The organism is Alteromonas sp. BMJM2, from assembly GCF_027257845.1.
Lineage (GTDB): Bacteria > Pseudomonadota > Gammaproteobacteria > Enterobacterales > Alteromonadaceae > Alteromonas.
Genome location: NZ_JAPVOT010000026.1, coordinates 1 through 13,188, shown reverse-complemented (window position 1 = coordinate 13,188; position 13,188 = coordinate 1). Strand labels below are relative to the sequence as shown.

At 44.2% G+C, this 13,188-nt stretch carries 13 protein-coding genes and 1 tRNA gene; 5 read left to right on the top strand and 9 right to left on the bottom strand.

Annotation, left to right across the window (positions count from 1 at the left end; all coding sequences use genetic code 11):
• Nucleotides 1-47: 47 nt before the first annotated feature.
• Together folX and O9X84_RS17800 are read left to right on the top strand one after the other, a co-directional pair.
• A complete protein-coding gene (gene folX, locus O9X84_RS17805) occupies nucleotides 48-416 on the top strand; it encodes a dihydroneopterin triphosphate 2'-epimerase (protein WP_269521024.1) in 369 nt (122 codons plus the stop codon).
• A 23-nt stretch (nucleotides 417-439) separates the two neighbouring features.
• On the top strand, nucleotides 440-1,333 hold the full coding sequence (locus O9X84_RS17800) for a TIGR01777 family oxidoreductase (RefSeq protein WP_269521023.1): 894 nt from the start codon (nucleotides 440-442) through the stop codon (nucleotides 1,331-1,333).
• A gap of 337 nt (nucleotides 1,334-1,670) precedes the next feature.
• Here O9X84_RS17800 and O9X84_RS17795 read toward each other — a convergent pair whose 3' ends face one another.
• Nucleotides 1,671-4,193 carry an ABC transporter permease gene (locus tag O9X84_RS17795; RefSeq protein WP_269521022.1) on the bottom strand — a complete coding sequence of 841 codons (2,523 nt, stop codon included), beginning with the start codon at nucleotides 4,191-4,193 and terminating at the stop codon, nucleotides 1,671-1,673.
• Nucleotides 4,194-4,889 carry an ABC transporter ATP-binding protein gene (locus tag O9X84_RS17790; RefSeq protein WP_269521021.1) on the bottom strand — a complete coding sequence of 232 codons (696 nt, stop codon included), beginning with the start codon at nucleotides 4,887-4,889 and terminating at the stop codon, nucleotides 4,194-4,196.
• 15 nt (nucleotides 4,890-4,904) lie between these two features.
• Here O9X84_RS17790 and O9X84_RS17785 point away from each other — a divergent pair, with 15 nt between their 5' ends.
• From O9X84_RS17785 to O9X84_RS17775, 3 genes are all read left to right on the top strand, one after another.
• Nucleotides 4,905-5,561 (top strand): arylesterase, encoded by a 657-nt coding sequence (locus tag O9X84_RS17785; protein ID WP_269521020.1) that lies wholly within the window; start codon nucleotides 4,905-4,907, stop codon nucleotides 5,559-5,561.
• A gap of 44 nt (nucleotides 5,562-5,605) precedes the next feature.
• Complete coding sequence (locus O9X84_RS17780; protein ID WP_269521019.1) at nucleotides 5,606-5,791, top strand: hypothetical protein; 186 nt, start codon at nucleotides 5,606-5,608, stop codon at nucleotides 5,789-5,791.
• A 242-nt stretch (nucleotides 5,792-6,033) separates the two neighbouring features.
• Entirely contained in the window at nucleotides 6,034-7,011 is a 978-nt protein-coding gene (locus O9X84_RS17775) for a transposase (protein WP_269521018.1), read from the top strand.
• A 60-nt stretch (nucleotides 7,012-7,071) separates the two neighbouring features.
• Here the strand turns inward: O9X84_RS17775 and O9X84_RS17770 are convergent, their stop codons facing one another.
• From O9X84_RS17770 to O9X84_RS17740, 7 genes are all read right to left on the bottom strand, one after another.
• A complete protein-coding gene (locus O9X84_RS17770; protein WP_269521017.1) occupies nucleotides 7,072-8,400 on the bottom strand; it encodes an amidohydrolase family protein in 1,329 nt (442 codons plus the stop codon).
• The gene (locus tag O9X84_RS17765; RefSeq protein ID WP_442864560.1) at nucleotides 8,397-9,824 is read right to left on the bottom strand and encodes an amidohydrolase family protein; all 1,428 of its coding nucleotides are present in this window, start codon (nucleotides 9,822-9,824) and stop codon (nucleotides 8,397-8,399) included. Before O9X84_RS17765 ends, O9X84_RS17770 begins: the two co-directional genes overlap by 4 nt.
• Before the next feature lie 136 nt (nucleotides 9,825-9,960).
• A complete protein-coding gene (gene dusC / locus O9X84_RS17760; protein WP_269521016.1) occupies nucleotides 9,961-10,899 on the bottom strand; it encodes a tRNA dihydrouridine(16) synthase DusC in 939 nt (312 codons plus the stop codon).
• A gap of 295 nt (nucleotides 10,900-11,194) precedes the next feature.
• On the bottom strand, nucleotides 11,195-11,362 hold the full coding sequence (locus O9X84_RS17755) for a DUF1289 domain-containing protein (RefSeq protein WP_269521015.1): 168 nt from the start codon (nucleotides 11,360-11,362) through the stop codon (nucleotides 11,195-11,197).
• Between the two features lie 22 nt (nucleotides 11,363-11,384).
• Entirely contained in the window at nucleotides 11,385-11,573 is a 189-nt protein-coding gene (locus O9X84_RS17750) for a hypothetical protein (RefSeq protein ID WP_269521014.1), read from the bottom strand.
• 95 nt (nucleotides 11,574-11,668) lie between these two features.
• Nucleotides 11,669-12,574, bottom strand: coding sequence for a M14 family metallopeptidase (locus O9X84_RS17745; protein ID WP_269521013.1), 906 nt, complete (start codon nucleotides 12,572-12,574; stop codon nucleotides 11,669-11,671).
• Nucleotides 12,575-13,064: 490 nt separating this feature from the next.
• Nucleotides 13,065-13,140 (bottom strand) — tRNA-Glu (locus O9X84_RS17740).
• Nucleotides 13,141-13,188: the final 48 nt, after the last annotated feature.

Sequence of the window (13,188 nt, the reverse complement as noted above, 5' to 3'; positions counted from 1 at the left end):
GCAACACTTTACAACGACTTATAATTAACTACAAACAAGAGACTGCAATGAATTTCAACCTTGCCACTATTAAAATCAAAAATTTACGTCTTCGCACTTACATTGGTATTAACGAAGACGAAATAAAAAACAAACAAGACGTTGTGGTAAACGTAAAGATTGATTACGACGCTGCAAAAGCTACCGATACTGATGATATGAGTGACGCACTCAATTATAAAACTATTACCAAAGCGATAATAAAGCTTGTTGAAGACAATCGCTTTTCGCTTTTGGAAAAACTTACCGCAGATGTACTGACTATTGCTTCAGAGCATAGCTCTGTGCGTTATGCTCAGGTTGAAGTCGATAAACCGCACGCATTAAGGTTCTCCGACTCAGTGTCGTTAACACTTTCTTGCAACAAATCTGAATAACCGATTCAGCAGGGAGTTATGTCTTGAACATTCTTATTACCGGCGGCACTGGGTTAATTGGCAGCACGCTTATCAAAAAACTTGGCGATGAACATAGCTTTACCGTTATATCTCGCAACGAAGCAAACGCCAAACAAACACTGGGCGCTCATACCAACGTGCTTGGCAGTGTGGCTGAAGTAAAAGATATTGGTGTGTTTGATGCGGTTATTAACCTTGCCGGTGAGCCCATAGCCGACAAACGATGGACAGACACTCAAAAGAAAATTATTTGCGACAGTCGCTGGGACATAACGACCCAGCTTGCCGCCAAAATTAATAGTAGCGATAATCCGCCAAAGACGTTTATATCTGGCTCCGCCATTGGCTTTTATGGCAGGCAGGGAGAAAAGGTCGTTACCGAAGATACCTCACCACATAAAGAATTTACGCACGATTTGTGTGAGAAATGGGAAAGTATTGCTACTGGCGTAAATAGCGACAAAACCCGTGTAGCCATTTTGCGCACAGGCGTTGTGTTGGCAGAGAATGGCGGCGCACTTGAGAAAATGGCGTTGCCGTTTAAACTAGGTGTGGGTGGGAGTTTAGGAAGCGGACGTCAATATTTATCTTGGATCCACCTTGACGACATGGTCAACGCGATAGAGTTTCTACTCAATGATGAAAACTGTTCTGGGCCGTTCAATCTCACCGCACCTGAGCCAGTAACGAACAAAACGTTTTCTAAGCAACTAGCCAAAGCGTTGTCTCGACCTTGTTTATTTATCGTTCCCAGCTTTGTGATGAAAATTGCCATGGGTGAATCATCAACAATGTTACTAGAGGGGCAAAATGTAATACCTGATAAGCTGATTAAAGCTGGGTACTCATTTACCTACCCTACCGTATCCAGCGCCCTTAGCGCTATCTATCGATAACTGACTTCTGTCTGGCAAAATAAAACACTGACATTTCTATAGAGCTTCCTAGGTTTAAACGGGAAGCTTTCACTGGATTCCATAGAGAATTAACAGTGGAATTAACAGTGGACAGTCACTTAAAGCTTTATCTTTTAGCCCCCAAATAATCGAATACTTAAGAAGCGAAAACCGGACAGTCACTTAAATGAATTCGTGTGACTGTCCTTTTTTTGAATTTTCTCTATTACGACAATTCTAGAAGTTTTAGTCCCTTTTGATTCGAGTGTCTGTCCGATATATTTTTCGAGTGTCTGTCCGATATAATGTTCAATCTGGTTTTTCCAGCCGACATCAGTTACACCATCTTTCGCAGCATCTCACCGGTATTAAGCGTTAGCAGACGCCAGCAACCTATGGCTCCAAGAACGCCAACAACCAGAGCACCTACAGCGGGTGCAACCAACCAATACTCTAGATGTAAGCTTGCTGTCATTTGGAATACGCTTGTTTGCAGCATGTATAAACTTAACTCGTTCGCCAGTGCTGCCATAAAACCTGCTACCGTACCAATGATAAGGAATTCAAACACAACGCTTTTACGAATTAAGCTGCCCTTGGCACCTAAGGTTCGCAAAATTGCGATCTCTTGCCGGCGCTCATCCATGCTTGCCTGTACCTGAGCTATAAGCACTAAACTTCCCGCCATTAGCACTAATACTAAAATAAACTCTACTGCCACAGAGACTTGCTCTACAATGTCTCTCAGTTGATTAATCCGAGCATCCACGTCAAACATCGTCACAGACGCAAACGGTTTGAGCAATTTAGTAAGCTCTGCCTTTCGCTCTGTTGGTAAGTAAAAGCTCGTAATATAGGTAGGACTAAACGCTTTCATTGCATCGGGGTGTATCACAAAGAAAAAATTAGGCTGCATCGTTTGCCAATTCACTTTGCGAACGCTAGTTACCTTCGTTTTAACTATTTCACTACCCACGTTAAAGTTAAGCAAATCGCCCATTTTAATATCTAACCTTTTGGCAACGCCCTCTTCCACCGATACAGGAAACCAGCCTTCAGAATAGATGGCATCGATATTACCGTGCCAAGTACCTTCTATAACTTCGTTTTCTTTTTGCAGCGTGTTACCCCATGTAAGGTTTGCTTCTCGGCCTAAACCTCTTCTTCCTTCATTTGAAGATTCTTCTTCTTTAGACACTTCGGTATTAACGCCTTCACCATTAACCGAAACAAAACGACCTCGAGTTACTGGAAAAAATTCATTGATATCAACATTTTGATCATCGAAGTGTCTGTCCAATCTAGCTTGATTATCAGGCGTAATATTAGTTAAGAAGTAATTTGGCGTGCCTTCTGGCAACTGCGCTCGCCACTGAGACACCATGTCATTTCGCATTACAAGTACCACGAGCAGCAGCATGATGGTGATTGAGAAGCTGATAAGCTGCACACTATTATCCATCGCTCTTCGCTTAATTCGCGCCCAAGCCAGCTGCCATGGACCCATTTTACCACTTCCTAATTTACGGCCCAATGCGATAAGGAGATAGGTGGTAACTAGGAGCCCCGCTACTAAGGCTGCGCCGGAAGCAAAAAGAATCACGCTGATTTTCAGGTCTTGGCTATACATCCACATCAAGGCAAAAATAGCGCCGCCAGAGGCCACAAATTGAATACTTCTAGTGCGTAAACTGGCATCGAGATCTTTTCTTAATACGCGCAAGGGCGGCACAGAAAAAAGTTGAAGCAACGGATATAAAGAAAACAACACAGCACAGGTCGCCCCTGTGGCAATGGCGATAACCACTGGTCGCCAGTGCCATACGTTCAACGAAACGTCCACCTTATCGGCTACCAGCGACACCACAATGTGTTGGCCAATAAAGCCAATAATTAACCCAATGACTATACCTAATAACGTGATAAAGAGTATTTGAATTAAATACACTTTGCGGATTGTTTGCTTCGTTGCGCCCAATGTCTTCATAATTGCCACGGGGTCAAAATGTCGCTGTGCATATCGCTGAGCAGCAACTGCAATAGACACTGCAGCCAAAACGATTGCCAGTAAACTGGCAAGTAGAAAATAACGTTCAGCACTGGCTACCGAGCGACCGATAGCTGATTCGTCATCTTCTACAGTGCGCCATGAATGTAAGTCGTCGTTTAGTTGAGGAAGAAGCCACGAGGTATAACTCTTCACGTTACCGGTATCACCCGCAAAATAGCTGACGTAGCGAGCCCGGCTTCCTGGCCCTGTTATTTCAGCGGCCGCCAGATCATCTAAATTCATCAATACTATGGGATCGGTGTTAAACACACTAAATCCAGCATCTGGAATATCAGCCAGCACGCGGGTTACGGTAAGACTTACCTCGCCAATATTAATAGCGTCACCCACATTGAGTTTAAGCGTTTGAAAGAGTCTAGATTGGACCCACGCTTCACCGGAAGCAGGCAACGAACTGATATCCTTTTTTATGCCAAAAGGGGCGTCTGCCACGCTCACCATTCCTTTTAGCGGGTAGTTGTTGTTCACAGCTCGTAAGTCTACAAGGGACATTTCATCGCCTTTAAACACCATAGAACGTGTTGAAACTTGTTTGGCAGTATCTAGCCCCTCATCTTTCGCTTTTAGTAGCCACGTTTCATCAACGGGCTTGTCGGAGCGGAGCTGGGCATCGGCGGCGATAAAGGCTGCGGAGCGAGATTTTAATGCCCCTTGCAAACGTTCACTAAAAAGTGAAAGAGAGAGAACCGCACCGACCGACAGCACAATGGCTAGTAGAATGATCGTGAGTTCGCCCCGTCGCGCTTCATGTTTAAAGAGTCGCCATGCAAGATTAAACGTCATAGGCATTTAGCTCACCTCACTAGCTAATGCAGATGATGGCGTGGTTTCTTTTAGCTCGCCTGCATGCATCGTGAGCTGTCTATCGCAATGCGCTGCTAACTCGTTATCATGCGTTACTAGTACTAACGTAGTGCCCGTATTTTTATTCAGCTCGAAAAGCAGCTCCTCAATTTTGTCGCTATTTTTTGCGTCTAGATTACCAGTTGGCTCATCGGCAAATAAAATCTTAGGTGATGTAATAAATGCCCTGGCGATGGCAACACGCTGTTGCTCTCCGCCTGAAAGTTGATTAGGGAAATGGTGCGCACGGTGAGCTAGCCCGACTTGCTCTAGTATATCCATTGCTAATCCTTTCGGGTTATCGAGGTTTGCAATTTCTGCAGGTAGCATCACATTCTCAAGCGCCGTTAAGCTTTGAACCAGCATAAAGCTTTGGAAGATAAATCCAACTTTGCTGCCTCTTAGAACTGCACGCTGCTCCTCATCCATATTGTGGAGCGCTTCATTATCGAGATAAATTTCACCGCTTGTGACTTCATCTAAGCCAGCCAACAGACCTAGGAGCGTTGATTTTCCGGAGCCTGACGCACCTATAATTGCAACGGACTCACCAGACTTGACATCAAAAGAGATAGGCTGAAGGATCTGTAGCGAACCTTCACTCGTATTTACTGTTTTAGTTACCGTGCTTGTTTTTATCATAGGGGTCATCAATTCGTGTTCGTAAGTTATCGTCAAGTTATCGCGATTTTATTTATAGTTTTAATACCGTTTCAGGCGCTTTCAGATCAAGAGAAACCGTCACAAGATGCAAACAAAGCGACGTTGCTCATTGTAGGTGACAGCTTGTCTGCAGCCTATGGCCTTCAGCAGGAACAAGGTTGGGTTAGTTTGTTACAAAAACGCTGGCAAAACGACAACATTCCGATCGATATTGTAAATGCTGCGGTGAGCGGTGAAACAACAGATGGCGGGCTTGCTAGATTGCCACGGCTTATTGAACAACATCAGCCTTCACATATTTTCATCGAACTCGGAGGAAACGATGGTCTTCAAGGTCATAATATAAAGAAAATTAAAGATAACTTGGACTCGCTAGTTCGTGTTGCTCTGCAAAGTGACGCCACCGTTTTTTTACAGCAAATGCAGATACCGTCAAACTATGGCAAGCGATATACCACCATGTTTATGGAAAGCTTTGGCACTATTGCAGACAAATACTCGATTCAATTGATACCGTTTTTTCTTGAGACTATCGCACTTGACGAGTCAATGATGCAAAACGATGGGATCCATCCAAACGCGGAGGCTCAGCCAAAAATCGCCACGCTCATGGACAGTAATTTACGAAGTTTAATAAAAGCTGATCGATAATTGTGCTATTTTCTATTAATAGATTTAAGTAATAAAGAGGCATTATGGACATTTCTTCAGTAAACTCGGCACCAGTGTCTACAATTTTAGAATCGACGCCACAGGCACCACAGCGCCAAGAACAGCGTAGTGAGCAGACCAATCAGGTTAGCGAATCAAGGCCGTCCAATGAAACATCCTCAAATAATAGCGATAGCCGTTTAGGCAGTCGTGTTGATGTGTTTGCCTAATTGACATATAAAAACTTCAGTGGACAGACACTTGTTTGACAATGAGTGTCTGTCCACTGCAATTCAAGCGTCCGTCCGCTGTGATTTACACTTTTTTATAGTAAGGCTACTGTAGCGCTCTCGACCTGATTCTTCCCGTCGCACTTTCTGAAACAGAATAAAACACGATAATCCTGCTCCAAAGCTCAGTTCACATCCGGCTCTATTTATTCATAATACTAAGAAAATATTGGGATATGGATATGCCTTTACCACGCTACAAGCAAATAAACACAGACATTACTTCTTATTATCATTGCACCTCACGCTGCGTAAGGCAGTCGTTCTTGTGCGGTAAAGACAAGCTTACGGGAGCAAACTATGAGCACAGGAGAAAGTGGATTACAGATAGATTGCATAAATTATCTCAAGCCTTTGCCATCGATTTATGTGCTTATGCCGTTATGCACAATCACATTCATGTAGTGCTCCACATCGCAAAAGGACGTGCTGAGGGCTGGTCGATGGATGAAGTATTATTGCGATGGAGGATGTTTTATAAATGCCCACCGATTGTTCAGCGATATTTAGATGATCAACATCAGGCGTTCACTGAAAAAGAGAGTGATGAAATTAAAGCACTGTCAACTCAGTACAGAGAAAGACTGCAAAGCATTAGTTGGTTTATGCGGCTATTAAATGAATACATCGCAAGGAGAGCCAATAGAGAAGATGAGTGTACAGGCTACTTTTGGGAACGGCGATTTCGCTCTCAGGCGATATTAGATGATAAGGCGCTTGCTGCGGTTATGGCCTATGTCGACTTAAATCCAATCAGAGCGAATATCGCAACATCTCTTCAGACCTCTAAACATACCAGTATCCATTATCGAATAAACGCTCACAGAGTGGGAAAAGATCCCAAGTATCTTATGGCCTTCAGCGATCAAGCGATAAAAAAACAGTCACATTTACCGTTTAAATATCACGACTACATATCACTAGTAGAAGCGACATTTAAAGCTCATATAGATAAATGCACAACAACACTCCCTAATTTGCCTCATAGATTACTGTCTAAAATAGGGATGGACCAAGAAAAATGGCGCTTATTAACTAGTCGCTTTGAAACATTCTTTTCAGGCCCAGTGGGCAATGAAAGCAAAATGCGTAAATTTGCGGACGGATGTAAGAGAGGCTCAAGGCCAAACGTAAAAAACGCTATCAAATATCTGTCTTAAAATGAAAAGCCGCACTTAGAGTAAATATAAGTGCGACTTTCCATCGAAGGTTATGCAATATTACTCAACACGCTCATACTGCGACGGGGTGGCATGTTTCATTTGTTGCAGCGACATATACCTATCACGCAACTTCGTTTGCCTAGATTCCATTTTAATGGCTGTCCCGCCAATGAAAACCGACTCAGCCGCTTCTGTTACTTCTAACGGATCACCTGACCAAATAACAACATCAGCTCTTGCGCCTTGCCGAAGACTTCCAACTTCCTTTTCAAGGCCCAGGATTTTCGCAGGTACACTAGTCAGGCTCGCTAATCCGGTCTCATGAGGTAAACCATTTGCAACGGCATTACCAGCATGTTGCGCCGCCAAACGAATATTATGCGTATCCATGCCTATAGCGACTTCTACACCAGCTTCATGGAGTCGAGCAGCATTAGTTAAAGTTGCGCCCATTTGGTCAAACCCACCTGGTAAGTTGTATTCTGGGTCGATAATAACCGGAATATTAGCACCAGCGAGTTCCTTCGCGACTCTCCATGCTTCAACACCGTGGACAAGTACTACGTTAATCGACGAGTGCCTGTCTTTAAAGGCAATAACCTGTCGAATATCGGCCGCCCTATCAGCTCGCATAAACAGCGGCATGTGTCCTGCAACTACCTTTTTGAGTGCTGCCACGTCTAAACGCGAGTTTATGCCATACCATGATTTTTCAGGAGATAGGTTATCACTCGCTTGCTTCGCTTCTTCAATTACTTTGCCGAGCATTACCCATAGTGACGCTCTAGAGCCCCCTGACACTTCAGCGCCATCGCTGCCCGCATCCACTGTCATAAACGCGCCCGATTTTAAAACGGGTGTCTGTCCGCTTTTATAATCGTTAGCATTTGCGCCCTCACCATCTAGGCGGTGGCCCTCAAGACTGATCACCGCACCTTGACCGCCAAACAGATAGTCGCTTCTATTCATGGTGGTGGCAGCAGAGGTAATACCCTCTAACCGGGTTATCGCGATAAGCGAACTGTCCGGGTTTATTGCGAATTGAACATCAAATGCAGCGCCGGTTTTTGATATAGATGTAATCTCAATGCTCGCATCCACCACACCAGATGATGATGACACTTCAACCAGACCAAGCGATGTTAAGGCACCAATGAAACCAGGAGTAACTACTTTACCGCTTGCATCTATGACTCGGTAGCCATCAGGTACATCACCGTTAGCTAACACTGCATTTATGCGACCATTTGACAGCAACACAGTGCCATTTTCTATCACGCCTTGAGATGTCATGGTGTGTACTTTACCGCCGACAATGGCAATATTTTCAGCATGAACATAAGACGTCATTGTGAGCGCGGCTAATAATATTATTAACTTTTTCATTTGGTATCTCCCTCACCTACTTGACCTAACTCGAAGTCACTTACCGGCCATGAAGTACTATCGCTAAGTGAATACGCAAGCCCGCCGTCTATATAAACATGCTCAGCTTTGGCATAAGTCGAAAATGGGTTATCGTTCCACAACACTACGTCGGCTTGTTTGCCCTTTTCTAACGAGCCCGTTTTATCGAATACACCTAACGATTTGGCAGGGTTAGCTGAAAGCCAAGTCCACGCATCTTTCATCGGAATATCAAGACCTGCTCGTTTGCCGTCAGACCACGCTTTGGCTGCTTCTTGATTCAATCTCTGTATGCCTAAGTCACTATCAGAATGAACAATGGCACAGGCACCTGCGGCATGTACTGCGGGAATGTTTTCTCTAATGCCGTCATACGCTTCCATTTTAAAGCCCCACCAATCTGCCCACATTGCCGAGCACACATTATTTGCTTTTAGTTTATCAGCAATTTTATAAGCCTCTACAGCGTGATGAAAGGTCCCAATCTGATAATCAAACTCCTGCATTACATCCATCATGACCGTCATCTCATCAGCCCGATAACAATGCATGTGCACACGGATATCGCCATTGAGTACGCCCGCTAACGTTTCAAGCTTTAAATCTCGTTTCGGCGCTTTAGCGTCTTTGCCCGCCTGATAATCGGTTTCATATTTGTCCCATTTTCGCATGTAGTCTTGCGCGTCAGACCAAGCCTGTCGATAACCTGCAACGTTCCCCATGCGGGTCATGGGGCCACCTTTTTGACCATAAACCCGCTTGGGGTTTTCGCCACACGCCATCTTCATTCCATAGGGAGCATCGGGAAATTTCATATCTTGCATGGTTCTATTGGGAACGTTTTTTAATACTACTGAACGGCCACCGAAAAGGTTGGCTGAGCCAGGAAGAATTTGTAGCGACGTAACACCGCCAGCCAGTGCGCGCCCAAAACCTGGATCTTGAGGCCACACTGAATGCTCTGCCCATACTTGTGCGGTCACTGGGTTTGTCATTTCATTGCCATCAGAATGAGAGCGTGTAGATGGCGAAGGATATACGCCCAAATGACTGTGGTTGTCGATAATGCCAGGTGTAACCCACTTACCAGCACCGTCAATGACAGCTGTTTCATCAGGCACGTCGAGTGTCTGTCCGCTTTCTGCTAGTGCTTGAATTTTACCGTTTGCAAAATAAATGCTGCCGTTTTCAATACGGTTACCCACACCATCTAATATGGTGACATTAGTAATAAGCGTTGGCTGGCCTTCTATAGGCGTATAAGTGCTTGGATAAGGGTTTGGATCTATGATGACCTTTGGCGCCTTAGCGCTATCATTGTCGGTTTGTTTACTGCACCCTGCTGTTAGCAAGGACATAGTACAAGCCAACATAAGCGTCAGCTTCGTTGGTGTTAGTTTCATGTGTACCCCAGAGCAATTGTTATGATTTTATTGATTATGGTTTTATAGATAAGAACATAACGTTTGGGTTATGTCGCTTTCAGAGAGTAGACAATTGAGTAAATAAAACCAAGTAACTCTGGGATAAACCTTCTGTTTACTGGGAAGACTGACGAGCTAACACGTCAACGATATCTTGCGAGTTGGTAAGGCGTCTTATGTCGTTAAAAAGAATCTCTGCTTCAGGGTACTGTCTTTTTAGATACCCACACCACTGCTTAATTCTATTTGGATAATACCGCCCCTTATCACCAAAGATTTCATAACCCGAATATTGAATAAGCAGCGCAGCCAATTCTGGCCATAGCATAGGGGTTTCGCCAAATTTTATCACCCGTGCAAGATTAGGCATTGCGAGAGCGCCCCGTCCAACCATAAGGTTGATACAATCAGATTGGTCTTGGCATTTCTGGGCGTCATCAGCGTTCCATATTTCACCATTTGCAACCAACGGAATATCGGTGTGCTGCTTAATTTTCGCTATCCAATCCCAGTATGCAGGCGGTTTATAGCCCTCTGTTTTGGTACGGGCATGCACCACCAGTTCTGAAGCGCCGGCTTCTGTTATCGCTATGGCGTTATCAACGGCTAGTGACTTGTCTTCGAATCCTAAACGAATTTTTGCCGACACCGGAATATGCTGCGGTACGGCGTCTCGCACTGCCTTTACAATGTCATATAGCGTTTGAGTTTCTTTTAATAAAACGGCTCCGCCCTTGCTTTTGTTGACGGTTTTAGCAGGGCATCCAAAATTTAGATCGACTCCGGGAGAACCAAGTTCGACAGCAGTTTCAGCGTTTTCTGCTAACCATTGGGCGTGCTGCCCTAATAGCTGAACACGCACAGGCACACCTGAGGCAGTCTTTCCGTCGGTATGAAGCTCTGGACAAATTTTATAAAAGGTCTTTTTAGGTAGCTTTTGATCAACGACGCGAACAAATTCCGTCACACATTGATCAAAGCCGCCAACGCGGGTCAACATGTCTCTCATTAGATGGTCGACTACCCCTTCCATCGGGGCCAGCATTATTTTCATTCGAAATTGAGCTCAAGATAAGTAAGAAAAATCGGCGCGAGTTTATCAAAAAGGTTGGCTGGTCGCTATGCGGCTAAAGTTAATATTACTATCCACAGCAGAGGTAAGCCTGAGAGATGACCAAGCAGTGGCTTACATATACCGTTTCGAAGCGTTTGAGGAAAAAGTGAGCATTTTAAATAAAACGAGTGTCTGTCCGCTTTGAGCTACGTTTTGAATTTCAAGTGTCTGTCCACTTTCAGTTTTGAATTTCAAGTGTCTGTCCACTTTCAGTTTCACTTTAGAACACTTTAGGCTAATCATTATCTTCGAGGGTGTTGAGTCGCTGGATTACCGCATTTTTTTGATCAAAGGTGTATGACGCCCAATTTACAATTTCATCTAGGGTTCTGTTGCAGCCACTGCAGATATCGTCATTGGTGAGTTTACACTGCGCTTTGCAGTGAGATATGGGGTTATTCATTCTACTACTTCAACTTAAGGGATTACTGTAACTTTTTTGTGGCCGCTATATTCGCTAGCGTGTTCTCTGATAGCTCTTTATTCGACCATAGACAAACATAACAACCGTAGCGCGCTTCAAGGTATGCAGAAAATTCTAAGTCGGTTTGACAATTATGTCTTACTAAAGACTGTTTATTACCGTCGAAAATAACTGCTGAAAAAGTAAACACAATGAGCCTCCTCTAAAAGAAGGCTCAATATACATCTAGACGTCTAAACGTTCAAGCGTCCAAATGTTAATGTACTCGATACTGTATCGTGAAAGTTACATTATAAAATCAAGTGCAGCACATACTGCCGCCACTTGCGCATCGTTACAATTTTCTGGCGTAGCATTATCACTGTCTGGATACACTTCGGTTGTGGTAACAAAGTTTGCATTGGTCATTCCACCGCAAAGAAAAAGAGATTTCTTGTCGTAACAAATAACCCCTTCACTCACGACGTCAGCACCTATAATTTTTCCACTTTCATCAGGAGGCGCTATGTGAGTAACAGCCTTAACAGCTTCGATGACAGCCTGTTGAAAAGCAAGCTGTGGGTTTGGTGTATTCGCTACCGTATAGAACCCATCTGGTATGTTCCAGTTGTCGTGATCAGTTCCATCGCGAGCTGCTAACGCGGGCCTAAATTCACTATTGTCTGTATCAGTAGTCTCATGCAGATCAATATGCAATGAGAGCTCTGTCTTTAACGACATCACAAACTGCATCAATTGCTGAGATTCAGGAGCTGGTGAATCAGGATAAAAAGAACGATTCGGATCGATAGCTAGCGGGTTCCATCTGTTGATTGTCTCATAGGCCCACGGACTAACGCAGGGCACTACAACAATGTTAACGTTTGCGGCAAACCCTGATAGTTTAGTTTCAATAAACTTCAGCGCGCCTTGCACACCACTCGTTTCGTAGCCATGTACCCCGCCTGTGACTAATGCAGATGGTTTAGAACTGTCAAATGACGTTGGTACTACGGCATAGAGCGGGTATCGCCCTTCATCATAGGGTAATGCGCCGTATTGCTGTAACCTGAAACCTTCGGGAATAATTCTTTGTAACTTCGTAAACACTTCCTCTTTTACACTGCGCTTTACGCTTTGCTGTTCATACCACTGTGCTTTTTCTTTCTCGCCCCACGGCTTTCCCGCAGTGCCGATTGAGTAATTTTGCATAATAGCCTCTTTGTTCTTCATTTTATCAATGACGTTATGATATCACCTGTATTTCCTAAAGTATGTGATGTCCCCCACCCAACTGGGCTCTAGCAGTAACTCTGACTGTACACCGAGTACATTTTTGTGCACTTAACGTTACCTCCTTCAAAGTGCTCCCCGTTAAATAAGGCACAATGAAAGCTTAAATAAAAGCGAAATGAAGGCGGACAGACACTCGTTTAAAAGCGGACATAGAACGCGAACAAAAGTGGACAGACACTCAATATATTCAAACGCCTTCATCCAGCAGCAAGAGCATTACTCCCGTTGATGTAAGGTTAATGTAGATTAGAATCGTCAAATAAAAAGCAGAAATGGATGGGATTGAGGAGTAACGCTATTGAAAACAGTGAACGAAGATAAAGAGGTTTAACACTTAAGTGATGTACGCTCACAAAATTTAAGCGTTAAAACAAAAAAACCAGCCGATTGGCTGGTTTTTTCGATATGGCGTCCCCTAGGGGATTCGAACCCCTGTTACCGCCGTGAAAGGGCGGTGTCCTAGGCCTCTAGACGAAGGGGACTGAAAATCTTCTTTCGAAAGCTACGCTTTCGAGATTTTCAGTAAGGCG

What these genes read in the sequence shown, in the direction of transcription:
- O9X84_RS17755 (WP_269521015.1), bottom strand. Translation starts at nt 11,362, where the DNA reads ATGAATAACCCCATATCTCACTGCAAAGCGCAGTGTAAACTCACCAAT.
- dusC (WP_269521016.1), bottom strand. Translation starts at nt 10,899, where the DNA reads ATGAAAATAATGCTGGCCCCGATGGAAGGGGTAGTCGACCATCTAATG.
- O9X84_RS17775 (WP_269521018.1), top strand. Translation starts at nt 6,034, where the DNA reads ATGCCTTTACCACGCTACAAGCAAATAAACACAGACATTACTTCTTAT.
- O9X84_RS17795 (WP_269521022.1), bottom strand. Translation starts at nt 4,193, where the DNA reads ATGCCTATGACGTTTAATCTTGCATGGCGACTCTTTAAACATGAAGCG.
- O9X84_RS17790 (WP_269521021.1), bottom strand. Translation starts at nt 4,889, where the DNA reads ATGATAAAAACAAGCACGGTAACTAAAACAGTAAATACGAGTGAAGGT.
- O9X84_RS17745 (WP_269521013.1), bottom strand. Translation starts at nt 12,574, where the DNA reads ATGCAAAATTACTCAATCGGCACTGCGGGAAAGCCGTGGGGCGAGAAA.
- O9X84_RS17770 (WP_269521017.1), bottom strand. Translation starts at nt 8,400, where the DNA reads ATGAAAAAGTTAATAATATTATTAGCCGCGCTCACAATGACGTCTTAT.
- O9X84_RS17780 (WP_269521019.1), top strand. Translation starts at nt 5,606, where the DNA reads ATGGACATTTCTTCAGTAAACTCGGCACCAGTGTCTACAATTTTAGAA.
- folX (WP_269521024.1), top strand. Translation starts at nt 48, where the DNA reads ATGAATTTCAACCTTGCCACTATTAAAATCAAAAATTTACGTCTTCGC.
- O9X84_RS17765 (WP_442864560.1), bottom strand. Translation starts at nt 9,824, where the DNA reads ATGAAACTAACACCAACGAAGCTGACGCTTATGTTGGCTTGTACTATG.